The following is a 23,160-nucleotide window of genomic DNA, read 5'->3' as shown; positions in this document are numbered from 1 at the left end:
TGCCCGGCGAGTTAAGACATGAGCTTCATTCTATGGGTGGCGGTGCTGGGTGCCGTGCTGTTGACACTGGCGTTGACGTCGTCGTATCTGCGCTGGATGCCGGTGACCACATCGGCGGTTTGCCTGGTACTGGGCGCGGTCATCGGGCCGGGCGCCCTGGGTTTGTTGAAGCTCAACACCAATGACGCCGCTGACTGGATGGAGCACCTGACGGAAGTCGCGGTGCTCTTTTCGTTGTTTGTCTGCGGTCTGAAATTGCGCCTGCCGCTCAAGGACAAGACCTGGCGAATCGCTTTCGGGCTGGCCGGGCCGGTCATGGTCTTGACCATTGGCGGCGTGTGTTTGCTGTTGCACTATGGCTTCGGCGTGTCGTGGGGTGCCTCGGTTCTGATCGGCTCGATTCTGGCACCGACCGACCCAGTGCTGGCTGCCCTCGTACAGGTCAACGACGCGCGGGATGACGACCAAGTGCGCTTCGGTCTGTCGGGCGAGGCCGGGCTCAACGACGGTATTGCTTTTCCGTTCGTGATTCTTGGATTGCTGTTGTTGCAACACGACGGCGATCCCGGCTGGCTGGGCCACTGGGCGCTGAAAAGCCTGCTCTGGGCCGTTCCCGCCGGTTTGCTCATGGGTTACTGGATGGGACGCGGCATCGGGCGCGTGACGCTTACGCTGCGTATCCAGAATGATGACAGCACGCTGTCCCCGAATGATTACCTCGCCCTCGCCTTGATCGCCCTGGCCTATGTCGGGGCCGAAGCTATTCATGCCTATGGATTTCTCTCGGTGTTCGCCGCCGGCCTTGGCTTGCGTCAGGCCGAAGTCAGCACCACGGGCGAATCGCAAGAGCCTGCCGAACACCTGGTCCAGCCCGTGGTGGGTCACCAGAATGTCGAACCGCAACACGCGATGCGTGGCAACACCGACCATCTTGAGGATGGCCAGGTGGCGGCGGGCATCATGATGAGTGACATGCTCGCCTTCGGTGGCCTCGTGGAGCGGGCCATGGAAGTGTTTCTGGTCACGCTGCTGGGGGTGGTGCTGATTGCCCATTGGGATTGGCGCGCCATTCCCATCGGCGGCGTGCTGTTCTGCTTGATCCGGCCGTTGAGTGTGGCCGCCATGCCGTGGGGCCGTTTGCTTGACTGGCGTCAGCGCGCATTGATTGGCTGGTTCGGTATTCGCGGCATCGGCAGCCTTTATTACCTGTTTTATGCGTTGAACCACGGGCTCGGGCAGTCGGTCGCGTCGCTGTGTACCGACCTGACCTTGTCGGTGGTTGCCTTGAGTATCCTGATTCACGGGATCACGACCCAGCCGACCCTCGCCCGTTACGAACGGCTGAAAAAACAGGTTATTTGATTTTTTCTCTGTATTTCATTCAGTGGATTAATCGAATTTTCGCCTGCAAAAAATTGAAATCCCTTTTTCTCTCGGCGGTCACACCTTTAGTCCCGCTGTGTTTGTGTCGCGCGGGATCCGACAGGTTCGGTTCCACTGTGGCAACGACGCCTATTCAAAGGAACCCTGGAAAAGAAAAAGGTGCCGGTCATGATCGAATGTTCCTCCCCTGATGAAATCAAAGCCTGCCGGGCATTTGCTCTGGAGCGTAACCGTCAGATGTTCGAAGAGGCTCAAGACCTGAGCCGATGTGCGTTCGAAATGCTCGATGGCGGCGATCTGGATGTGGAGCTGTTTGATCGCTATCGCGCATTGCGCCGCAAAGCTGATCTGAAGTTTCAGGAAGCGATTGAGCATCTGCGCTTGCTCAACGAGGATTTCCCGCCGATTCCACTGTCGGTCAGTAACTCTCATCATCTGCGCCAGCAGCTTGAACATCGAGCTTGAGCGTAAAGAAGCCCGGCAATTGCCGGGCTTTTTTTTGTCTGCGAAAGGGTGCCTTTGATGGGTTGTTCGCCTGGCAATGCGAACTGCATGAGGCAAATGCCGGACTCATGCAGCCTGCACGGGTGAAGTTGCCCACTGGTTGGATTAACTGATTGATTTATATCAAGGTTGATTCGATTCGAAAGTCGGCACGACTCCTGCTCTATACCCTCAAGCGACTTTCGGCCATGAGACCGTTTGCGCTCATCCCCGTGACGACTTGAGAGACTTGACCATGAACGCCATCGATCTGTTGAAAGCTGACCATGAACGTGTAAAAGGCATCCTGAGCCAATTGAGCGAATCCACTGAACGCGGCATTAAAAAACGTACAGAGTTGCTGGCCAAGCTGGAAATGGAAATCAGCATTCATACGCGACTTGAGGAAGAAGTCCTGTACCCGGCTTATAAAAAGGCCGGTGGCAAGGAGCAGGACGTGATGTATTACGAAGCCAAGGAAGAGCATCGCACCGTGGACTCACTGGTACTGCCGGACTTGAAGGTCACCGACCCTTCCACCCCGGAGTTTGCCGGCCGAGTCAAAGTGGTCAAGGAGCTGCTGGAGCACCATATCGAAGAGGAAGAAACCGAAATGTTCCCGCAGGCGAAAAAACTGCTGGGTAAAGCGACGCTGGAAGAATTGGGCGCGCAGATGGAAATGCTCAAAGCTCAGTACAAAAAAGAATTGAGTGACGGCAATCTCGCTGCTTGAACAATCACTTAAACTCGACGCTGTATCTGTGGCGAGGGAGCTTGCTCCCGCTGGGTCGCGAAGCGGCCCCTTTCCACCCCAATAAGAAGGGGACTGCTGCGCAGTCCAGCGGGAGCAAGCTCCCTCGCCACACGTTAGCCCTTGTCATTTCATGGCTTGGGCAATAATTTCAACCAGGTTGAGCTGAGTAAACGGTTTGGACAACCGCGGCAGTTCGAGCGCAAAGCCTTCCAGGCGCTCGGCATAACCGGTTGCCAGGACGATCGGCACCTGCGGTCTCATGGTCCGGATGGCGTGTGCCAGTTGTGCGCCATTCATCTGCGGCATGGCCATGTCGGTGATGACCAGATCAATGTCCGGCGTACTCCCAAACAGCTCAAGCGCCTGCGCACCGGAAGTCGAACTGATCACCCGATGGCCGAGGTCTTCAAGTAACAGGCCGGTGCTGGTCAGCACCAGGCTGTCATCGTCCACGACCAGGACGCACAGCCTGTATTCGGGAGTCACTGCCTCGTCGTCGGCAACCTTGGTGTCGACTGAAGCCGTCGTGGCGGCGGGAATCCACAGTTCGGCCCGGGTGCCACTGCCCGCCTTGCTCTTGAGGACGAATCGCCCGCCCAGTTGTTCGATAAAGCCATGAACCATCGACAAACCCAGGCCAGTGCCTTTGCCGATGCCTTTGGTGGTAAAGAACGGATCCATCGCTGATGCCAGGGTGCCTGCATCCATGCCCTCGCCCGTATCGGCGATGCTCATGCAAACATATTGGCCCGGTGCCAAAGATAATGCCGAATGATCGTGCACCTCTTCCGTCTGGGCACTGATCACGATTTTGCCGCCATGGGGCATGGCATCGCGAGCGTTGGTGGCAAGGTTGAGCACGGCCAGTTCGAGCTGGTTATTGTCCGCCATGACCGGGACCAGTCCTGGCGAAAAGCGGGTCTCGAGTTGTACCGCTGGCCCAAGGGAACTGCGCAACAGGCCGCTGATTCCCTCAATCAACCCGGGGATGTCAACGGATTCGTACTTGAGTTCCTGACGTCTGGCAAACGCCAGCATGCGTTGGGTCAGGGAAACACCGCGCAAAGCTCCCTGGGTAGCGTTGTCGATCAGGCGCATGACTTTCGGATCATCCGCAACGCGTTTGCGCACGATTTCGAGGTTGCCCAGGATCACCGTCAAGAGATTGTTGAAATCGTGGGCGATCCCGCCGCTGAGTTGGCCGATAGCCTGCATTTTCTGCGCCTGGAACAACGCCTCGCGGGTTCGCTCAAGGTCCTGCTGGGCCAGGGTCGCCTCAGTGATATCGCGGGTAATCTTGGCAAACCCCAACAGCGTGCCGGTCTCGCCCCAGATTGGGTCCACCACGACGTGAGCGTAAAACCGTGTACCGTCCTTGCGCACGCGCCAGGCTTTGTTTTCGAATCGTCCTTCTCGTGTGGCCGTTTCCAATGCCCGTTGCGGTTCACCGGCTTCGCGGTCTTCAGCGGTATAGAAAATCGAGAAGTGTTTGCCGATGACTTCTTCGGGCCGGTAACCCTTGATGCGCTGGGCACCCTGATTCCAGTTGGTCAGGCGTCCATCCGGGTTCAGCATGTAGATGGCGTAGTCCGTGACGCTTTGCACCAGCAAACGGAACTGTTGCTCGCTTTGCTTGAGGGTTTCCTCGGCCATTTTACGGTCGGTGAGATCCCGAGTGATCTTGGCGAACCCCAGCAGCTTGCCGGTCGGGTCAAGAATCGGGTCGATCACCACGTGCGACCAGAAATGCGTACCGTCCTTGCGCACCCGCCAGCCTTCACCTTCAAAACGGCCTTCATTAATGGCCGTGTCCAGTGCGCGCTGGGGCAAACCGGCACGTCGATCTTCATCGGTATAGAACCGCGAGAAGTGCTGGCCGAGAATCTCCGCCTCCTCGTAGCCTTTGAAACGCCGGGCGCCGGAGTTCCAGCTGGTGATGATGCCGTCGGGATCGATCATGTAGATCGCGTAGTCCACCACAGCATCAATCAGCAGGCGAAAGCGCATCTCCTCGATGGAATTGGTTTTGGACGGCACATCACTCATCAATCACACCCGCGACTATCATTTTTATGGAGTATGCGGCAAACCGTGGGTTTGGAAAGCTGCAACTCGTTTGTTCAGTGGAGTCCAGGCAGCAGACCACCTATGCTCGACGCCCACTGCCGTTTCCGGCCGATAAAAGGCGCGCCCATGATCCTGATGTTATTGCCGACCTGCGACTACGACCCGACCGAGAGCAGCGTGCCCTGGCAAGCGCTGCGCAGCGCCGGGATCAAAGTGTGTTTTGCCACACCACAGGGTTTGCCTGCCTACGCCGATTCGCGTCTGGTGGACATTGGCTTTGGTCCGCTCAACCCGTTGCTGATGACTCGCAAGCCCGACCTTGCCAGCTACAGGCAAATGACCGAAGACGCCTCATTTCGTAAACCGCTGTCCTATGACGCTGTCGACCCGTCCGAGTTCGATGGATTGTTGATTCCAGGCGGCCATGCCAAGGGCATGCGCACCTTGCTGGAATCTGCCCAGGCACAGCGGATCGCCCTGTACTTTTTTAACGCAGACAAACCGGTGGCTGCGGTGTGCCACGGTGTTTTATTGCTGGCCCGCACCCTCAATCCCGATACCGGGTTTTCCGTATTGCGGGGTCGCAAGGTCACCGCGCTGGTGGCCAACACCATGGAACTGCCTGCCTGGGCAATGACCGCACCCTGGCTTGGACGTTATTACCGAACCTACCCGCAGACGGTCGAGGCGGAAGTCACCGCGGCCTTGTCCAGCCCCGCAGATTTCCTGCGGGGCCCCTTTCTCGCCGTACGTGATTCGGTGGACCAGCCACAACGAGGTTTTGTCGTCAGCGATGGCCAGTTATTGACCGCTCGCTGGCCGGGAGACTGTCATCGCTTTGCCGCCGAATGGGTACGACTTATCGGTGCACGTATTTGACGATGTAGGCATGCAGGTTGTTGTAAACGAAATCAGGCACCAGTGTGGCGTGTGCCTGGGTTTTGAGTAATGCCAGGTGGCATTCCTTCAGCATCTCGTCACGCTCCCTCTTGGTGTAGACGTCGTTATTGATGATGTCTGCATAGGTGTTGCACGCGGTCGGTGCCGTTGGAAGGGTGACTTCGGTCGCGTCTTTGGTATAAGTCTTCTGGAAGCGCGACACCCGCTCTTTCAACCCGCCGAGGCCGCGTTCATACACCGTGATCTGTGAGCCGCTGACCGCTTTGGAAGCGGTTTCAACAGCCAGGATGATCGCCTGTGCATTACTCATGCTGGCGTCGAGCGACGCGAGCGTGACGAACCTTTCCAGTTCCTTTTTTTCCAGGCTGCTCAAGGCTCTTTTGATGCTCGACACGTGAGCGAACGCCTGATTGCATCCAACGATATGTGTCTCGAACTGATAACAGGCGGCGGTGGCCAAGGGTGGAAAGCCAGCGAAATCGAGGCTGTCGAATGCACATTCCATGATGATGTTGTATTTGAGGGTGAAGGCTTCGGTAAAGATCTTGGTGCAGACTTCCCGGACAAAGGCTTCCGTGTGCTTATACGCATGCAGGACGCCACGCTTGATCATCTCGGCGTATTGAGGGTGTTTTTGTCGGTACTCGGGCAAGTAAAGGCGAACATATTGTTCATAGCGCTTGGAAGGCAGGAGGGTTTTTTCCAGCAGATAGGTTTTTCCTGAGCCTTGCAGCCCGGCAACGATCAGGACTTTGGGAGTTGCCTGGGCGGTGATGCCGCGGAACAACGTCGCTTTGATTTCATTGAAGGCGGCAGTGACCTGCTCCGGGGTGTAAGTGTATTGCGGCGTTACTGACATACCTTGATTTCCTTATCAAAGATTCGCTTGGAAGTGATTGCCTGCCCTTTGAATAAAGCGCTGATTCGGTGTTTGTTCAAATCGGCGTGTCTTTCAAGATATGTCGCTGTTTTTCAAAAGGAATGTTCCTACTCGATAGCGCGAAAATGCGTCGGCTCAACTGACCACCAGCGTGGGAACAGCTGTTTAACCTTGCTCTCGCCAAACCGGTCATCAATGAGCATTACCACCCCTTGATCCTGCTGGGTGCGGATCACCCGTCCAGCCGCCTGCACCACTTTCTGCACACCGGGAAACAGGTAGGTGTAGTCATAACCGGCACCGAAAATGGCGGCCATGCGGTGTTTAATCTGTTCGTTGACCGGGTTGAGTTGCGCCAGACCCAGTGTGGCGATGAACGCACCGATCAACCGTGCGCCCGGCAAATCGATGCCCTCACCAAATGCGCCACCCAGCACCGCAAAGCCGACGCCCTGGCTGTGCGTGGTGAACTGGTCGAGAAAGTCCTGGCGTTGCGCTTCGCCCATTCCGCGGGACTGCGACCACAAAGTGATGTGGGGATGACGCTCGGCCAGCAACTGCAAGACTTGCTGCAAGTAATCGAAGCTGCTGAAGAACGCCAGGTAGTTGCCGGGGCGCTGGTCGAACTGCCGGGCGATGAGTTCGACAATCGGCTCAAGCGACGCCTGCCGGTGAACGAAGCGTGTCGAAATCTGGCTGACGATGTGCACCTGCAACTGGTCGGCATGAAACGGTGATTCTACGTCGATCCATACCGTGTTCGCCGGGGTGCCCAGCAAGTCGGCGTAATAATGCTTCGGACTGAGCGTCGCCGAGAACAGCACGGTGCTGCGCGCAGCGGTCAGGCGTGGGCGGATGAAACCGGCCGGCACCACGTTACGCAAGCACAGCTGCGACAGCGGGCGCTGACGGTCGAGGTCGCGTTTACTGATGTCGAACAGGAACTGTTCATCGAAGAGTTCGGCCACCCGACAGAATTGCAGCATCTCGAAGTAGAAATTTTGCAGCGTGCTGTCCAGCCCCTGCGGGTGATCGTTGAGGTAGTCACCGATGCTCGCGCTGCACGAAAACAAAGCCTGGAGCAGCTTTTCCGGTGCCTTGTCGTATGCCTGATACACACCGGATTGCTGGTTATGCAGGGCATTCCATTCCCGATTGACCCGCTGCAACGATTTTTTCAGTGCTTCAGGCGCGGTTTTGCGTACACCGTTGAGGGTCGACTGATCGAGACTGGCGCTGTACATCTGCCGGCCGCGTTCCACCAGGTTGTGGGCCTCGTCGACCAGCACCGCGACGGTCCAATTGTTGGCTTGGGCAAGCCCGAACAGCAGCGCACTGAAATCGAAGTAATAGTTGTAGTCCGCGACCACCACATCGGCCCAACGGGCCATTTCCTGGCTCAGGTAATACGGGCAAATCTCATGGGCCAGCGCCACCTCGCGCAAGGCCGCCTGATTCAACAGGCTCAGTTGACTGGCGGCTTGGCGAGCAGCGGGCAAACGATCATAGAACCCCCGCGCCAACGGGCAGGATTCACCGTGGCAGGCTTTGTCCGGGTGCTCGCAGGCTTTGTCGCGGGCGATCATCTCCAACACCCGAAGCGGCGGTGCACCGGTGCTTTGCAGGATCACCTGCGCCGCATCCAGCGCGAGTTTTCGCCCCGGCGTCTTGGCGGTGAGAAAGAACACCTTGTCGAGTTTCTGCGGTGCCAGAGTCTTGAGCATCGGGAACAGCGTGCCCACGGTTTTACCAATGCCGGTCGGTGCCTGCGCCATCAGACAGCGCCCGGTACTGACGGCTTTGAACACCGATTCGGCGAGATGACGCTGCCCCGGACGAAAGCCCACATGGGGAAACGCCAAGTGCTGCGCCGCCTGATTGCGTGCGTCGCGATGGGCCATTTCCTGTTCGGCCCAGTGCAGAAACAGCGCGCAATGTTGTTCGAAGAACTCCTGCAATTGCGCCGCGCTGAACGCCTCGACCAGACAGGTTTCCTTTTCGCTGACGATGTCGAAATACACCAGCGCCAGGTTGATCTGCGCCAGGTCCAGCTTGCGGCACATCAGCCAGCCATAGATCTTCGCCTGCGCCCAGTGCAACTGTCGGTGGTTGGGGGGTTGTTTGCTCAGGTCGCCGCGATAGGTTTTGACCTCTTCCAGGCAGTTTTGCCCTGGGTCATAACCATCCGCCCTGCCCTTGACCCGCAAGGTTTTGTACTCGCCTTCCAGGGGCACTTCACTTTGATAACCGTCGCTGCGCCGGGACGCGACCGTGCGGTGTCCGACGATGCCTTCCAGAGCCGTCGGTGACGGGGTGAAACGCAGGTCCAGGTCGCCGACCTTGGCGGTGAACTCACACAGCGCCCGTACCGCAATGCTGTAGCTCAAGCGCTCTGCTCCGCCCATTGTACGTAGCAGACGGCGATGGGCATCTGATGCTCATGACAGAACTCCAGCCAACGCAATTGGTTGTCTTGCAGGCGGTCGCCCGGGCCTTTGACTTCGATCATGCGGTAGGTTTTCTGCTGCGGCCAGAACTGGATCAGGTCGGGCATGCCGGCGCGGTTGGCCTTGATGTCCAGCAGCAGACGGCTGAACCAGTGCTTGAGGTGTGCCGCCGGCAGGCAATCGAGCGCCTGATCCAGCAATGTGTCGTTCAAGACGCCCCAAAACACGAACGGTGACTGCACGCCCCACTTGGCGGCATAACGCTCACGAATGGTCTGCCGGTAACGACCGTCATCGAGTTCAGCCAGGCACGCCTCGAACAACTCGGCACGGCGCGCGCAAAAGTCTTCATTCAACAGATCGACCGGCCCACGCTGGAACGGGTGAAAGAACGCCCCCGGCAGCGGCGCGAAAATGGCCGGCCAGCACAACAACCCGAACAGCGAATTGATCAGGCTGTTCTCGACGTAATGCACCGGTGCCTGCTCTTCCTCCAGATGCGCCTGTACGTAATATTCCACCGACAGCGCCAGATCGATTCTGGGCAACTGCAGATCCAGGCGCTGCATGAGACGTGGGGCTGCTCGCTTGAGTGCCGGACCACCGAGTTTGCGCCGCAGTCTGGGCAGCACACGCAGTAAATGCTGATGTTCGGTGGCACTTTCCGGCAATTGCAGCGCATGGTTCGCCAGGTCCAGGGCGAGCTGAAACTCACCGCAACGTTCCAGCACACGAATCAGCCGCGCCCGTGCGCCGGGATAGGCGCAATCGCGGTAAATCGTCAGCGCACTGGAGAAATCGGCGATTCGCTCGCAGTGCTGGCCGATCTGGAACAGCAACTTGCCACGACGGCGCTGCAACCACGGATTGCCGAGTATCAGCCCGTTGACCTGCTCGACGATGGTTGCCACCGGCTCGCCTGCTTCGAAATGCTGCTGGCATTGATGCAGGAACAGGCAGGCGTCCACGTCCTCACGGCTGCGCAAGCCCCGGGATTCGGCGCTGAATTCAACTTTTTCATAGGTAAAGATGCCGAGGTCGGCCAGCACGAACTCGGACCAGTCCTGATAGAGATTGCCGAAGAACATCAGTCGAAACCGGTCACACAGGTCCATGATGGTCAGGGTGAACAGCCGGTCATTCAATGCCGGGCACCATTGGGCAAAGCTTTGTGGCTCGGGAAACTGTTCGCTCAGCAGCGGCAGCCAGTCGCTTTTCTTGCCTTTGGGCTGATCAATCGCAGCGCCGAGGCAGTGAACAATCTCGGCCTTGAGCAGCACGTCGAACAGTTCCTCGATGTGCAACGGCGACACATCAGAGACCCAGCCTGCCGCCAGCAACGGTTCGGCCGCGCTGACGACGTCACCGATTTCGACATAACTCAGTTTGCCGGCCCTGAAATGCACGCCCTTGCGCATCACCATCCTGACCAGCAGCGCCCGGGACTCCTTGGGCAGCCGGGTGAAATCACGGATGAACGCTTGTTCTTCTACACTTAATACATCGGCATAACGATGTTCAAGCCAGTCAAGCACTTGCATGAAGTTGTTGAGGTAATAGAACGGGTCGTCGAGGGGATTTGCGGTCACAAGGAAAAGCGCCATGGCAAGCGAGTACTGGTTATGCGTACAGATAACAGCTACCCGCCGTGCGGTGCAAACGGAAAAAGATAAGCGGCGGCGTTATTCGGTCATTTTCGTGCGGGCATCGAACTTTCTGCCAATCGATGGCACCAACCGGCATAGAGGTTTTTTTCAACATTTTGAGAGGTGGACATGAACATCAAATCCCTGGGTTTGCCGCTGGCCGCAGCGGCGTTGTTGGTGCTGGCCGGTTGCTCGACGCCAACGGTGGTAACCCTGCAGAACGGCACCCAGTATTTGACCAAGGACATGCCGAAAACCAAGACCAAGGATGGGTTCTACGAGTTCGAGGATATTTCCGGGGCGAAAGTTAAGGTTAATGCCAAGGATGTGGCCACGGTTCGCGAGGAAGACTGAGGACCGCGTTCTCGTTCTTCGCGAGCAGGCTCGCTCCCACACTGGATCTCTGGCGTTCACAAAATCCCTGCTCGCGAAGGGGCCCTTACCGGCGCCCCAAAACCCTCAGGCAATCACAACCCCAGACAAGCTATCCAGCCCAACCCCCACCAACGTCACCGAATCCCCGCCAAACGTCAGCACCGTGTCATGCCCCACCGTAGCGGCATGCGCCCGAACATCATCATTGGCCACCACCCCCTGAACCCCGAGAAACACCAGTTTGTCGTGCGCCTGATAACCCACCACCCGGTCCTGACCAAACGAACCGCTGAACAGGAACGTATCGACCCCGCCGCCCGACTCCATCACGTCATTCCCTGCCCCGCCGACAAATACATCGTTGCCCTTGCCGCCCATCAAGTGGTCATTACCGTCCAGGCCAAACAACCAGTCGCCCGTCGCCTGCGCCTTGAGCGTATCCGCCCCGGCACCGCCCTTCACCGATGAGGCATAAGCGGTCAGATTGTTACCGACCGCCAGCCCATTCGCCGTCACGCTGTGCGTCACGTCATCCTTGAACAGCCCCCAGAGAAATCCCGGTTCCTTGCTGACAATGCTGCCGATGTCTCGGGTAATGCTGATGCCACCATTGGCGTCGCGAAGGTACAGCGTGCCAGCGCCGTCATTGGCAAACTCGACGGCTTTCACCGACTGCTGCAACTCCAGCACATTGTTGCCCTGGCCACCCAACAGGATGTTGTAACCGCCGCCATCACGGAACGTGTCGTTACCGTCGCGGCCCTCCAGGTAGTCGTTGCCTTTGCCGCCCTGAATCAGGTCGTTGGCGTCGCTGCCGATGATGAAGGTGCTGCCCTTGTGGGTTTCTGCGTTGCGGTTAAGGTCCTGCACCCAGGTGTTGGCCCGTGCCGGGTCGGACAGGTTGGCCACAATGATCGTCGAGTCCTTGCTGGTGAGGTCGTAGAACGTCGATTCGATCACCCGGTTCATACCATCGCCATACGCCGTGGGCAGATGCGAGATCCAGGTCGGAATGTTGAGGATGGAATACGGCAGCACATTCCACGCCGTCGACGCGTAGTGATCGTTGAAGCTGACGATGTTATCGGTGGCCGATTCTTTGGGCGCATCGTGCACGCCCACCGACGACAGGTTTAACGATGAACCGTCGAGCGCACGAAACACCGGATCGTTTTCATAGCCGACGTTAAGCACTTTGTCGGTGGCGCTTTGGGTGGGCGACGCGTAGGCGATGTAGTTGGAGTCCTTGAAGAACCCGCCCCATTTGTCCGTGCTCAAGTCTGCCAGGCTGTTGACCGCCAACCCGCCGAGGCTATGGCCGCTGATCAGGATGTTTTTACCCGACAAGCCATTGGCCTGGGCAAACGCCACTACGTCGCCGAGCAGGTTGCCGAAGGCTTCGCCGACGTAGTTTTTTGCATAATCCTTGGGACCCAACGCCGCCAGCAGATCGTTGATCACGTCGCCAATCGAGTCGCCGATCAGGGTTTCCCGTGGGCCGCTGGTGCCGCGAAAGGCGATGCCGATTTCGGTCAGGTGTCCCTGGGCGTCGTACTTGCCGAGGATCTCGACTTGCGCCGTGGTGTAGCCGGCCTTCTCGCCGAAGAAGGTTCCGTGCGCATCGACCTTGCCGTCATAGCCCAGTTGCGAGGCGGTGATGGGTGTCCAGCCAGCCTTTTGCACGGCATCCAGTGCGGCTTTTTCCGAATCGGGGTTCCAGGGGATGCCGGGAATGACGCCTTGGGAATCGGTGCCACCGAGCAGCGCGGTGACCAGTGTCGCAGGCAAGCCCAGGCCAAAACCGTTGTGCTGATAGCCGGTGGCAAAGCCGTTGTCGAGGTTGTGATAGGAATACAGCGTGATCGCCATGGCGTCGGTAAACAACGCCTTGGAATCCGCTGTGCCGAGGTTTTTGTAGTCGTACACACCCATTGGTATTGCCTCTCTTTTGTTGGAATTGTCAGAGATGGCTCACAACCAGGACACCTCACTCACGAAGCGCCCCGGAGCCGTTAGTGCATGATCAGAACTGCCAGTCCAGCGTCAGGCCCACGCCGTGGTCTTTCTCGTTGGAACCGATCAGCCCGTTGTAATCCAGGCTCAAGCGAACATCCTGCGCCACCGCCAAACCGGCGCGGGCACCGATCACGGCGGCGTTGCGGTCCAGCGAAACGCTTTGCACGCTGAACGCGGTATTGCCGTTGGCAAACGCCAGGTGATCTTCGGACTGGGTGCTGCTCAGGTTGTGTTGCCAGCCGAGGGTGCCGGAGAGTTCCAGCTGCTGTTTGTCCGACAGGGCAATCGCTTTGCTCGCCCGCAAGCCCAGGGTTGAAAGCACGGCATCACGGTTGTCTTCACCGCCCTTGAGCGCGGCGGCATCGCCTTTTTCGGTGAAGCTGTCGCTGTTCAGGTGCACGTAAGCCAGGTTGGCGAACGGCTCCAGCGCCAACGGTTGCACGTCCAGGCGATACGCCGCTTCAGTGAACAATTGCGCCGTGGTCGCATCGCGCTTGGATTTCTGTTTGCCGCTGACGTCGCCGAACTGCAGGTCACGTTTCACATCGATGCGATGCCAGCTGTAAGCGCCGCCGACGCTCAAGCGCAGGGCGTCGATTTCATGGCCCAGGTACGCGCCCAGGTGATAGCTGTCGACCGAGGCCGAGGAATGCGTGCCATCGCCCATGCTCAACGAGCTGTCGCTGTAACCGGTGACAAAACCCAGTCGCGTGTTGTCAGTGATCAGACCGTCAACCCCGGCCAGCAAACCGCCGATGGAGCTGTTGGAACTGGCATTGTCGTGCCCGCCATCGCTCTTGCCCCAGGCGCCAAGGACTTTGAGCCAGGCGTTGCTGCGGTTATCGGTGGGTGCGGCGGCGTTGAACAGGTCACGCTCACGCAGGCGTTCGCCGACGGCATCGCGCAGGTAACGGCTGTCGTTGATCAGCAGCGTGCCGATGGCCGGATGAATCTCGCCGGACAGTTGCTGGAAGGCTTGCTGAGCCACATTGGCGGTGGGCGACAGCAGCAAGGTTTCGTACAGCGCGTTACCTGCGCCGAGTTGCTCGGCAGCCGCGGCGACCGCACGTTGGTTCGGCGTCTGGCCGACGCTGCTGAATGTAGTGGCGTTACGTTCTACCGCCAGTTGAATGCCATTGGCCGAGTAATCAAGGGTGCCCCCGAGGAACAGGTAGTTCGGCACCACCGCACCGAAGCGCCCTTCGATCCCGCCGGCCGCTTGCAGAATGTTGTATCGATGGCCGAGCAGGGATTTCACCTCGCTGGTGGTCAGCAACGTCGGGCTGTTTTCCAGGGACAGGCTGACTGTGGCGTTGTCGATGATGGCTTTGCCACCGGCGACAATTTCGTCACTGCGAGTCGGCGACAACTCCACGGCGTACGTCGAGCCGCGCTCGAAGGTCACGTCGCCCGCCACTTGCAAGGTGCCGATGGAATTGCCCGGCGCCACGGTGCCGCCGCTTTTGGCGGTCAACCCGCCGATGCGACCGTTACCGCCGAGAATGCCGCTGTCGTTGACGGTGACCGCCGAAGCCAGCGAACCATTGATGGCCAACCGGCCCTGATTGACCAGCGTCGGGCCGGCATAGGTATTGGCGCCGGTCAGGACCAGCGTGCCGATGCCCTGCTTGGTCAGGCCGCCATGGCCGGAAATGTCGTTGCGCCAGACGTCGAGTCCGCAGTGCACGTCGGTGCACACACGTTCGGTGGGTTTGCCGGCGTCGATGATCGCGCCGATGCCCGGCAAATCGGCCACAAACTGGCTGGAGCCATAAGCGCCCTGAATGCGGAACTCCTCGGGAATGTCCTGCTCGGTGACGAACATCCCCGGGCCATCGATGCCTTTGCGAAGATTGATCATGCCCCAGCCATACAACGCGTCGACACCCGGTGCGCCGAGGTCGGTGGCCGTGGTGCGCAGCACGCTGGCGACCTGTGCGCCGGTCATGTACGGGAAGCGTTCCATCAGCACCGCCATGGAGCCTGCGACATGTGGCGCCGCCATCGAAGTGCCGTTGTAATTGGCGTATCCGGTGGTGAGGTTATCCGCGTTGGTGCCGCCGATGATCGAGCTGTAGATTTTGCTGCCCGGGGCCGACACGCAAAAGCTGGCGGTGTAGCCGCAGCGCGACGAAAACGAACTGATGTTGTAGAGGTCCGGGCTGGTGAGGTCCGGGTTCTTCTGCAATGCCGCGACGGTCACCCAGTTCGGCGCAATCTCCGGAATGAAATAGCCGAGTCCGGCGATGGCGTCCGGGTTGTTCAGGTTGTAGTCGTTGCCGGCCGCGAAGATCGTGACGATGCCGCTGCGCGCGGCGGCGATGGCGCCGTCATAGGCTCCGCCCGGTTTGGTCCCGAGCAGCGGCTGGATCTCGTTGAACTGCAACTGCGCATCCTGCACGGTGAAGTGCGGGTACGCCGGATCGCGTCCGCCGAGGTCGAAGCGATCGGTGATGCCGATGCCCCAGCTGTTGTTGATGATCCGTGCGCCGCTGGCGATCAGGGCATCCCAACCAGCCTTATACACCGCGCCGTCGTTACCGCGAATAATGCCGTCCTCCGGGCCCGGGTCGCCGTTATCGGCGCTGATGATTTGCGCGTTGTACGCCACGCCGTGCATCGGTCCGCCATCGCGGCTGCCGGCAGCGATCCCGCCGACGTGAGTGCCGTGGGCACCGAGCTTGCCGTCGTAGCCAACCGTGGGGGTACCGTCATAGCGAAACGCATCCCCGGCTTTGACCGGGATGTACGGGTCGGTGTATTCACGGATACCGCTGGTGACCAGGGTGACGACTTTGTTTGCGCCGGAGAACTCCGGGTGTTGGGCGTAGACCGGTTGGTCGAAGATCCCCAGTTTCACGCCTTTGCCGCTGTAACCGGCGGCGTAGGCGTCCTGTGCGTTGATTGCGCCGACGCCCCAATCGGCATTGAATTCGGCGCTGCGCCAGCTGTTGGGGTCGCCTGAGCGACCGCTTTCCACGTAAGGCGCGGCATGCGCCTGACCGAGTGTGGCCAGTGCGCAGAGCACGGCCAGTGTGTTGTGCTTGTTATTCATCCAGTTACCGTCCTTAGTTGTGTTGCCAAAATCCCTTTTTGCCTCGAAAGGCACCTGCAAATTCACACGCTTGCTGTAGCAGTTGCCGAAGGCTGCTACAGGTCCATCATTGGGTCTTTGGGCCCTGGCCGAACGCTTCGTCTACCTTGGCAAGGTCCTGCTCGCTCAAGGTTCCGGCGTAGAAATGCAACTTGGTCCAGGCCATCAAGTAGTCATAGCGTGCCTGTGCCAGATCGCGGCGGGTGGTAAATAGTTGTTGTTCGGCATTCAGTGCATCCAGGTTGACGCGTTCACCGCCCAAAATGCTTTGCTTGGTCGACACCACCAGCGCTTCGGCAGACACCAAGGCCTTTTGATACGCGCGCAACTTGTTCACACCCGACAGGCAGGCGCTGAACTGTCGACGCAGCTCGATCATGGTTTCTCGTGTCTTGCCGTCCAGTTCGTACTCGGCCTGCTCCATGGTGCGGCTGGCCTGGCGGGTGGACGCCGACACCCCGCCACCGGCATACAGCGGCACGTTGACTTCGATGCCGATGGTGTTGGTGTCGTAACGCTGGTTGTAAGTGTTGCCGCTTTCCGATTCGTTCTGGCGCACCGAGGCGTAGGCACTGACTTTCGGCAGATGCCCGGCGCGGTTACGTTCAACTTCGTAACGCGCGACATCCACCGCATGACGCTGGGAGGCCAGGTTCGGGTTATTGGCCACGGCCATTTCGTGCCAGGTGTCGTAATTGGCCGGTTGCAGGCTGAAGGTCTGGAAGTTCTGGTCCAGTGGTGCCAGGTCGGCGATGTCGATCGTCGGTACGCCAATCAACGCGCCCAGTTCACGCAAGGACGCGTCCTGCTCGTTGCGGGCCTCGATTTCCTCGGCGGTCGCCAGTTCGTAACGGGACTCGGACTCAAGCGTATCGGTGCGCGTGCCCTCGCCTTGGCGGAACATCTGCTCGTTCTGCTGGAACTGCTGCTCGAAGGCTTTCTTTTTGGCCAGCGCAATGTCGATCTGATCCTGAGCGAACAATGCCTTGGTGTAGTTCTCCAGCACCCGCACCAACAACTCCTGGCTCTTGCCGCGGAAGGCTTCATCGGCAAACAACGACTGCGCCACGCCTTTGCGGTACGCCGCGTAGGCTTCGTAATCGATCAAAGGCTGTTGCAGGGTCAGGGTCGAGCCGTAACTGCTGTAGTTGCGGTCATCGGTCTGGTTTTGCCCGCGGTCATTGAGGTACGTGGCCTTGGACGAGTTGCGGCCCTTGTTGTAGTTGTAACCCAGCTTCGGCAGCAAGCCGGCACGGCCAATGATGCGGTTTTCCATGCCTGCATCGCGTTCCTTGAGCGCGCCGAGGAACACCGGGTCATTGCGTAACGCTTGCTCATAGATGTCGAACGGCCCCATGGCCATCACACTGTTGCACGTCAGCAACGCCAGGGTCGCTGCGAGCAGGGAAAGCTTATTCATACAGCCGAACATCCTTATTCCTCGGTCAACGCGGAGCCTGCCCGGTCGAGCAGCGGTTTGAACAGATAGTTGAGGAGTGAACGTTCACCCGTACGCACGAACATTTCCGCCGGCATGCCGGGCTTGATCACAAGGCCATTGAGCTTTTCCATCGCCTGATCGCTGACGCTGCTGCGCAGCACGTAGTACGGCGCGCCGGTTTTCTCGTCGACCATCTGGTCGGCGGAAATCAGGCTGACTTCGCCGGGCACTCGCGGCGTGCGGCTCTGATTGAACGCGGTGAACAGGATGTCCACGGGCAAATGGGTGCCAACCTTGTCGATCAGGTTGATCGGCAGGTGCCCTTCCACTTCCAGGCGTGTGCCCTGGGGCACGATTTCCAGCAAGGTGTCGCCCTGGCGCACCACCGCGCCTTCGGTATGCACCCCGAGGTTGACTGCGATGCCGTCGGCGGTGGCAACGATCTCGCTGTGTTGCAGGTTGAACCCGGCGGAAGTCAGTTGTTCCTTGAGGGTCACGCTCTTGAGTTGCGCGTCGGCCAGTTGAGTGCGGACCTCTTTCTGATATTCCTCGATGTGCTGTTGCAGCTTGAGCTTCGCTTCGAGGATGCCCTGCTCCACCCGACCGCTTTCGCCGGTGTTCTCGGCCAGTTGCTGCTGCACTTGCGACAGCTGACGCTGGTATTCCATCAAGCGGTTACGCGGAATGTAGCCGTTGTCCGCCAAGGGCTGAAGGTTGCTCAGTTGTTGTTGCAGCGAGTTGGCCTGGGCCGTCAGGTCGGTGCGCGCACGACGCATGCCGGCCAATTGCGCGCTGGCGCCTTCCATGTTGGCGCGCAACCCACCCTGCTCGCGGAAGAACGCTTCGCGGCGGCTGCTGAACAATTGCCGTTGGCCTTCAAGCACCAAGGCCAAACGGGGGTCGGCATCCTTGCTCAACTCCACCGGGAAATTCACTTGCTTGAGGTTGTCCCGTTCACTTTCCCAGCGCGCAACGCTGGCCCAGGCCATGCGGTACTGCGCCTGCAGCGAGTCGACGTCGGCCGCGACCTGAGTCTGGTCGAGCTGGAACAGCGGCTGGCCGAGCTTCACCACTTGACCCTCGCGCACCAGAATCCGGCTGACCACACCGGGGCTCATCGACTGCACGGCTTTGCGTTTGCCCGACACAACGACGGTGCCTTGCACCGGAATGCCTTGATCGAGCGGCGCGAGGCTGGCCCAGGTGAAGAAACTGCCAGCGCCGACGATGGCCAGAATCCAGCCCATGCGCGCGAAGAATCGCGCATCGCGCTCGGGGCGTTCGGCGATGTAATCGTGTTCCATCGTGGCTTCACTTTCAGAGTTCATGCGTGCGCTGCTCATACACCCGAATTCCTTGTCGTGGGCTGATACTGCCGGCTCATGCTCAGCGCGCCCGGTGCCTGCGCGGCTTTATCACGGTGTTGTTCCTGAGCGCCGGACAGTGCCTTGAGCACGTCCTGGCTCGGGCCGAAGGCCTGCAAGCGCCCTTCGTTGAGCACCAGCAATTTGTCGGCCTGGGCCAAGGCCGAAGACCGATGGGTCACCAGGATCACGCTGGTGCCCTGGGCTTTCATCTGTGCGATGGCACTGGCCAGGGCGGCTTCGCCCACGGTATCGAGGTTGGAGTTGGGTTCGTCCAGCACCACCAGGCTCGGGTTGCCGTACAACGCACGGGCCAGTGCCACGCGTTGTTTCTGGCCACCGGACAAGCCACTGCCGTCTTCGCCGAGCACCGTGTCGTAGCCTTGCGGCATGCGCAGGATCAATTCATGCACGCCGGCCTGTTGCGCCGCCTCGACGACTTTCTGCGGATCCGTTTCGCGAAACCGGGCGATGTTTTCGGCAATGCTGCCGCTGAACAATTCGATGTCTTGTGGCAAGTAGCCGATGTAGGGCCCGAGGTCGTCGCGGTTCCAGCGATGAATGTCCGCGCCGTCGAGCCGAACCGTGCCGCCGAGGGTTGGCCAGACGCCGACCAGTACCCGGGCCAGTGTCGATTTGCCCGAGCCAGAAGCGCCGAGCACGCCCATCACCTCCCCGGCACCGAGATTGAAGTTGACCATGTGCAGTGTCGCCGTGCGCTGCCCCGGAGGGCCGGCGCTGACTTGTTCGAAAGTGATCTGCCCCTTCGGTGCCGGCAGCGCCATGGCGTCGTCAGTCGGTGGAAAGGCTTGCAGCAACGCATCCAGGCGACGGTAGGCCAGCTTCGCACCGCTCCACTGTTTCCAGACCGCGATCAACTGATCGATGGGGCTCAGGACGCGGCCCATCAGGATCGAACCGGCGATCATCATCCCGGCAGTCATTTCGCCCTTGATCACCAGCAACGCACCCAGTCCCAGGACCAACGATTGCAGGCACAGACGCAAGGTCTTGCTCACGGAACTGATGACCGCGCCAGTGTCGCTGGCCTGATTCTGCAAACTGAGAAAGCGCGAGTGCACTTGAAACCAGCGTTTGCGCAACACGCCGAGCATGCCCATCGCCTGGATGGTCTCGGCGTTGTGCAGGTGGCTGGTGGCCAACTGGCTGGACTTCTGGGAAAAACCGGCGGCTTCGCCCAAGGGTTTTTTGGTCATTGTTTCGTTGAGGAAAGCGAGGCCGATCAGGACCACAGCCCCCACCGTCGCAAAAACACCCAACCAGACGTTGAACAGGTAAATCACAAACAGATAGACCGGAAACCACGGCGCGTCGAAGAAGGCAAACAGCGCCGGGCCGGTGACGAATTGGCGGATGTGTGTCAGATCCCCCAGGGACTGCCCGGCGTTGCCCTCGCCTTTGAGCAGATTGCGCTCGAACGCGGCTTGATACACCCGCAGGTTGAAGCGGCGTTCCAGTTGGCTGCCGATGCGGATCACGATGAAGCTGCGCACGATCTCAAGCAAACCGATGAAGGCAAAGAAGCCGACCACCATCAGCGACAACATGGCCAAGGTCGTTTCGTTCTGCGAAGACAACACACGGTCATAGACTTGCAGCATGTAAATCGACGGGACCAGCATCAGTACGTTGATCAACGCGGTAAAACAACCGACGCTGATCAAGATGCTTTTATAGTCGCCCAGTGCCTTGAATAACGGAGCGGTGGCTGGGGCCTTAGCCATCTTCATTGATTTTTCCCGAGATGATATTCCCCGCCCTGATCTGGCGAGGCTTTAATTAACTGTGTGTGTGCGCGGTTGAAGACATTCTTTGTCGGCAATCACTTACAAACTAACAACTCACTTCCATGCTCGATAAAGAGTTGACGTTTTGTTTTGCTACTTATAACTACAACAGCGGGCTCTATATTTAAATCTGCACAGGCCCACCAACTATTTGCTCTAACGCATAGCCCGCTCAAGCGTGATGATCAGACCTGACTTCAAATTGCCTTGATAAAGCCCATCATGCTGTCGGCTGAAAAAGAAAATTCTTGAGCCTTCATTGCCAGTGATCGCAATCCCGTCCGGCTCCGTGAACCAGCCAATGGCCGACGCTTGCAGCCAGGCCCCAAGGCACTCGGCGCCCTCGCCCAACGTCTGATTGGGTTGAAGGTCAATCAGGCAAACGTTCGACGGTTTGTCCTGCAAGGTGCGGGACTCGGACAAATCCTCTTTGGCAATCAAAGTCGCCTGCCATTGTCCGGCGAGTTCAGAGGGGTCGGCTAATTTCAGGCTGCTTGCCATGGTTACATCTCCAAGAAACATCATCAGCGCCGCCAATAGCCACGCGGTCTTTCTGTAGGTAAAGGCGTCAGGGGCCATAGGGCGTTTCACTCCGTCGCGTAGCCTTGCGCACTGCGCGCATCGATGCAAGGACAGAGCGCGGCGCAACGTGCACCGCGCTCCGTTACAGCCTTGAATCAGGCCACGATGTCCGAGAACGCCGCCTGGCCTACGGTGCTGACGAGGAAATCCGCCACGCCGTGCCCGGAGAAGTCCACCGACAACAGGCTGTTACCGCCCGAGCTGGTCAATACGGCATCGCCGACCGCACCCGTGAACGAACTCACGAAGTGCAGGCCCGCGCCTTTGGTGATACCGGTCAGGTCGATCTTGTCCAGACCGCTGACAAAATCGAGGATCTGATCGGCAACTCCTGGCGTGGAGTCACTGCTGGCGGCGAACACAAACGTGTCCGAACCCGCGCCACCCCACAGTTTGTCCGCACCACCCGCGCCGTAGAGGATGTCGTTGCCGGCACCGCCCTTCAGCTCGTTGGACACGCCATTGCCGATCAACAGGTCGTTGCCCGAGCCGCCGATCGCGTTCTCGATGATTGCACCCTTGGCAATGGAAACGTTGCCCACCAGACCACCAACGTCGGAAAACGAGGCCTCATTGAGATTGATCTTCTGGTTTTGAGTGAAGCCGGAGAAGTCCAGGGTGTCCTTGCCGCCCGCATCCCATACCGAAAACACGACCTTGTCCGACGACGAAGACGCGCTCAGGAAGTCGCGACCGGCGTTGGAGTTGAAGCCGTAAGTGGTGTCACCGGTTCGGGTGGTGGTGTTGGCACCGTAGAGTTTCTGGATGGCGGCAATGTCGTCCATCAGCGGGCCGGACGAATACGCTTCGACACCGCCCTTGCTGAAGTTCTGGCTGGTGTTGCTTTCACTCCAGTAGCTCATGACGCTGTAACCGCGGGTGTCTTGCCCGTAGGTGGCGTCATTGTAGGTCGGCGCGCCTTCACCGGCGTTGTAGTCGCCAGGGTGGGCCAGGCCCAGGGTGTGACCGATTTCGTGGGTCAGGGTTTGACGACCGTAGTTGTTCAGGTCTGGCGTCTTGTTTGGCGTGTAGCTGCTGTTGGTCAGGTACCAGGAGGTCCCGTCGTAACCCGCGCCCGTGCCCGGCAGATAAGCAAATGCCGCAGCGCCGTCCTGGCCACCGCTGTAGTTGCCGAAGGTCATGTGACCGTCGCCGCCTGAGGACTTCTCGGTGAAGGTAACGTTGGCGACATCGGCCCACGATTGCATGGCGAGCACTGCCTGGGCTTTTTGCTGGGTGCTGAACTGACTGAAGCCGGTAATTCCGTGCTTGTTCATGGTGCTCGACGACGCCGAGGTCAGGAACGTGTAGGTCAGTTCGATTTTGCCGCTGCCGTCCTTGTCCTGGTAGGCAGCACCGTCGCGCAGCAATTGGGTGGCTGCCTGGTCGACGGAATAGGAGGGTTTGCCATTAACCGTGAGATTGCCACCCCGGTCATACTGATGGCTGAAGCTGTCGATCTGGCTGTAGGCCGAACTCGGTGCAGCCAATGCTTGATCAATAGCGCTGTTTTCTACTTTCGACATAAACACACTTCCTTGTTTAGCTATGGAACAGTTTTTGTCAGATAGCGACAATCTCTGGCGAGATCGTCCTATCACTCGCCCAATGAAGGCGAAAGAAAACTGACACAATTCGAAATGAAACGTCTAGTGTTTTTTTGACGTCAAATTGTGCTGTTCCAGCAAGTGCCCGGAAACAATGCCTGCGGTGTCGAAAGTTAGTTTTTGAGTATGTGCGTTTGCGCAAATTGTCTGACGATTTGATATTTAAATATTAAATAGGGGTAAGTTTGTTTTTGTCCAGAAGGTCTCAATTATGGACTTATTAATATGAGTGCCAGCGAATTGATATCAGTTAAATTTATGTTGGGTTTGAGTATTTACGACTGCTGCGCAGCCGGACGCAGGCTGCGCCAGC

The 23,160-nt window shown here is 58.9% G+C and carries 16 protein-coding genes; 5 read left to right on the top strand and 11 right to left on the bottom strand.

Annotated elements, in window-relative coordinates; genetic code table 11:
* Positions 1-18 precede the first annotated feature (18 nt).
* The 3 genes from BK660_RS00520 to BK660_RS00510 all read left to right on the top strand — a co-directional run bounded on the left by BK660_RS00520 (position 19) and on the right by BK660_RS00510 (position 2,599).
* Entirely contained in the window at positions 19-1,362 is a 1,344-nt protein-coding gene (locus BK660_RS00520; protein WP_123431592.1) for a cation:proton antiporter, read from the top strand.
* A gap of 189 nt (positions 1,363-1,551) precedes the next feature.
* Positions 1,552-1,848 (top strand): hypothetical protein, encoded by a 297-nt coding sequence (locus BK660_RS00515; protein WP_123431591.1) that lies wholly within the window; start codon positions 1,552-1,554, stop codon positions 1,846-1,848.
* Positions 1,849-2,122: 274 nt separating this feature from the next.
* The gene (locus BK660_RS00510) at positions 2,123-2,599 is read left to right on the top strand and encodes a hemerythrin domain-containing protein (RefSeq protein ID WP_123431590.1); all 477 of its coding nucleotides are present in this window, start codon (positions 2,123-2,125) and stop codon (positions 2,597-2,599) included.
* A 144-nt stretch (positions 2,600-2,743) separates the two neighbouring features.
* On the opposite strand, the gene BK660_RS00505 is transcribed toward BK660_RS00510, so the two are convergent.
* Complete coding sequence (locus BK660_RS00505; protein ID WP_123431589.1) at positions 2,744-4,666, bottom strand: hybrid sensor histidine kinase/response regulator; 1,923 nt, start codon at positions 4,664-4,666, stop codon at positions 2,744-2,746.
* 147 nt (positions 4,667-4,813) lie between these two features.
* Here BK660_RS00505 and BK660_RS00500 point away from each other — a divergent pair, with 147 nt between their 5' ends.
* Complete coding sequence (locus BK660_RS00500) at positions 4,814-5,566, top strand: DJ-1/PfpI family protein (RefSeq protein ID WP_123431588.1); 753 nt, start codon at positions 4,814-4,816, stop codon at positions 5,564-5,566.
* Here the strand turns inward: BK660_RS00500 and BK660_RS00495 are convergent.
* The 3 genes from BK660_RS00495 to BK660_RS00485 all read right to left on the bottom strand — a co-directional run bounded on the left by BK660_RS00495 (position 5,547) and on the right by BK660_RS00485 (position 10,518).
* Complete coding sequence (locus BK660_RS00495; protein WP_123431587.1) at positions 5,547-6,446, bottom strand: zeta toxin family protein; 900 nt, start codon at positions 6,444-6,446, stop codon at positions 5,547-5,549. The genes BK660_RS00500 and BK660_RS00495 overlap by 20 nt on opposite strands.
* A 128-nt stretch (positions 6,447-6,574) precedes the next feature.
* Positions 6,575-8,854 carry an ATP-dependent DNA helicase gene (locus tag BK660_RS00490; protein WP_123432509.1) on the bottom strand — a complete coding sequence of 760 codons (2,280 nt, stop codon included), beginning with the start codon at positions 8,852-8,854 and terminating at the stop codon, positions 6,575-6,577.
* Complete coding sequence (locus tag BK660_RS00485; protein WP_123431586.1) at positions 8,851-10,518, bottom strand: VRR-NUC domain-containing protein; 1,668 nt, start codon at positions 10,516-10,518, stop codon at positions 8,851-8,853. The genes BK660_RS00490 and BK660_RS00485 overlap by 4 nt, the downstream gene beginning before the upstream one ends.
* Before the next feature lie 171 nt (positions 10,519-10,689).
* Between BK660_RS00485 and BK660_RS00480 the strand changes: the two genes are divergently transcribed.
* Positions 10,690-10,914, top strand: a complete 225-nt coding sequence (locus BK660_RS00480) for a YgdI/YgdR family lipoprotein (RefSeq protein WP_123431585.1) — start codon at positions 10,690-10,692, stop codon at positions 10,912-10,914.
* A gap of 105 nt (positions 10,915-11,019) precedes the next feature.
* On the opposite strand, the gene BK660_RS00475 is transcribed toward BK660_RS00480, so the two are convergent.
* The 7 genes from BK660_RS00475 to BK660_RS00445 all read right to left on the bottom strand — a co-directional run bounded on the left by BK660_RS00475 (position 11,020) and on the right by BK660_RS00445 (position 22,766).
* Entirely contained in the window at positions 11,020-12,867 is a 1,848-nt protein-coding gene (locus tag BK660_RS00475) for a polyurethane esterase (protein ID WP_123431584.1), read from the bottom strand.
* A 91-nt stretch (positions 12,868-12,958) separates the two neighbouring features.
* A complete protein-coding gene (locus tag BK660_RS00470) occupies positions 12,959-16,006 on the bottom strand; it encodes an autotransporter serine protease (RefSeq protein WP_123431583.1) in 3,048 nt (1,015 codons plus the stop codon).
* 106 nt (positions 16,007-16,112) lie between these two features.
* The gene (locus BK660_RS00465) at positions 16,113-17,477 is read right to left on the bottom strand and encodes a TolC family outer membrane protein (RefSeq protein WP_123431582.1); all 1,365 of its coding nucleotides are present in this window, start codon (positions 17,475-17,477) and stop codon (positions 16,113-16,115) included.
* A gap of 2 nt (positions 17,478-17,479) precedes the next feature.
* Positions 17,480-18,829, bottom strand: a complete 1,350-nt coding sequence (locus BK660_RS00460) for an HlyD family type I secretion periplasmic adaptor subunit (protein ID WP_123431581.1) — start codon at positions 18,827-18,829, stop codon at positions 17,480-17,482.
* Positions 18,826-20,601: a type I secretion system permease/ATPase gene (locus BK660_RS00455; RefSeq protein WP_123431580.1), complete on the bottom strand. Its 1,776-nt coding sequence runs from the start codon at positions 20,599-20,601 to the stop codon at positions 18,826-18,828. The genes BK660_RS00460 and BK660_RS00455 overlap by 4 nt, the downstream gene beginning before the upstream one ends.
* Positions 20,602-20,814: 213 nt before the next feature.
* Positions 20,815-21,237 carry an AprI/Inh family metalloprotease inhibitor gene (locus BK660_RS00450; protein WP_123431579.1) on the bottom strand — a complete coding sequence of 141 codons (423 nt, stop codon included), beginning with the start codon at positions 21,235-21,237 and terminating at the stop codon, positions 20,815-20,817.
* A 98-nt stretch (positions 21,238-21,335) separates the two neighbouring features.
* Entirely contained in the window at positions 21,336-22,766 is a 1,431-nt protein-coding gene (locus BK660_RS00445) for a serralysin family metalloprotease (protein ID WP_123431578.1), read from the bottom strand.
* Positions 22,767-23,160: the final 394 nt, after the last annotated feature.

The sequence above is a fragment of the Pseudomonas brassicacearum genome (assembly GCF_003732265.1).
Lineage (GTDB): Bacteria > Pseudomonadota > Gammaproteobacteria > Pseudomonadales > Pseudomonadaceae > Aquipseudomonas > Aquipseudomonas brassicacearum_D.
The sequence above is the reverse complement of the archived record's forward strand: the minus strand, read 5'-3'. Positions and strand labels throughout refer to the sequence as shown.

Excerpts from the sequence above, each read along its gene's own strand:
- BK660_RS00520 (WP_123431592.1), top strand. The coding sequence starts at position 19 with ATGAGCTTCATTCTATGGGTGGCGGTGCTGGGTGCCGTGCTGTTGACA.
- BK660_RS00515 (WP_123431591.1), top strand. The coding sequence starts at position 1,552 with ATGATCGAATGTTCCTCCCCTGATGAAATCAAAGCCTGCCGGGCATTT.
- BK660_RS00510 (WP_123431590.1), top strand. The coding sequence starts at position 2,123 with ATGAACGCCATCGATCTGTTGAAAGCTGACCATGAACGTGTAAAAGGC.
- BK660_RS00505 (WP_123431589.1), bottom strand. The coding sequence starts at position 4,666 with ATGAGTGATGTGCCGTCCAAAACCAATTCCATCGAGGAGATGCGCTTT.
- BK660_RS00500 (WP_123431588.1), top strand. The coding sequence starts at position 4,814 with ATGATCCTGATGTTATTGCCGACCTGCGACTACGACCCGACCGAGAGC.
- BK660_RS00495 (WP_123431587.1), bottom strand. The coding sequence starts at position 6,446 with ATGTCAGTAACGCCGCAATACACTTACACCCCGGAGCAGGTCACTGCC.
- BK660_RS00485 (WP_123431586.1), bottom strand. The coding sequence starts at position 10,518 with ATGGCGCTTTTCCTTGTGACCGCAAATCCCCTCGACGACCCGTTCTAT.
- BK660_RS00480 (WP_123431585.1), top strand. The coding sequence starts at position 10,690 with ATGAACATCAAATCCCTGGGTTTGCCGCTGGCCGCAGCGGCGTTGTTG.
- BK660_RS00475 (WP_123431584.1), bottom strand. The coding sequence starts at position 12,867 with ATGGGTGTGTACGACTACAAAAACCTCGGCACAGCGGATTCCAAGGCG.
- BK660_RS00470 (WP_123431583.1), bottom strand. The coding sequence starts at position 16,006 with ATGAATAACAAGCACAACACACTGGCCGTGCTCTGCGCACTGGCCACA.
- BK660_RS00465 (WP_123431582.1), bottom strand. The coding sequence starts at position 17,477 with ATGTTCGGCTGTATGAATAAGCTTTCCCTGCTCGCAGCGACCCTGGCG.
- BK660_RS00460 (WP_123431581.1), bottom strand. The coding sequence starts at position 18,829 with ATGAGCAGCGCACGCATGAACTCTGAAAGTGAAGCCACGATGGAACAC.
- BK660_RS00455 (WP_123431580.1), bottom strand. The coding sequence starts at position 20,601 with ATGAAGATGGCTAAGGCCCCAGCCACCGCTCCGTTATTCAAGGCACTG.
- BK660_RS00450 (WP_123431579.1), bottom strand. The coding sequence starts at position 21,237 with ATGGCCCCTGACGCCTTTACCTACAGAAAGACCGCGTGGCTATTGGCG.
- BK660_RS00445 (WP_123431578.1), bottom strand. The coding sequence starts at position 22,766 with ATGTCGAAAGTAGAAAACAGCGCTATTGATCAAGCATTGGCTGCACCG.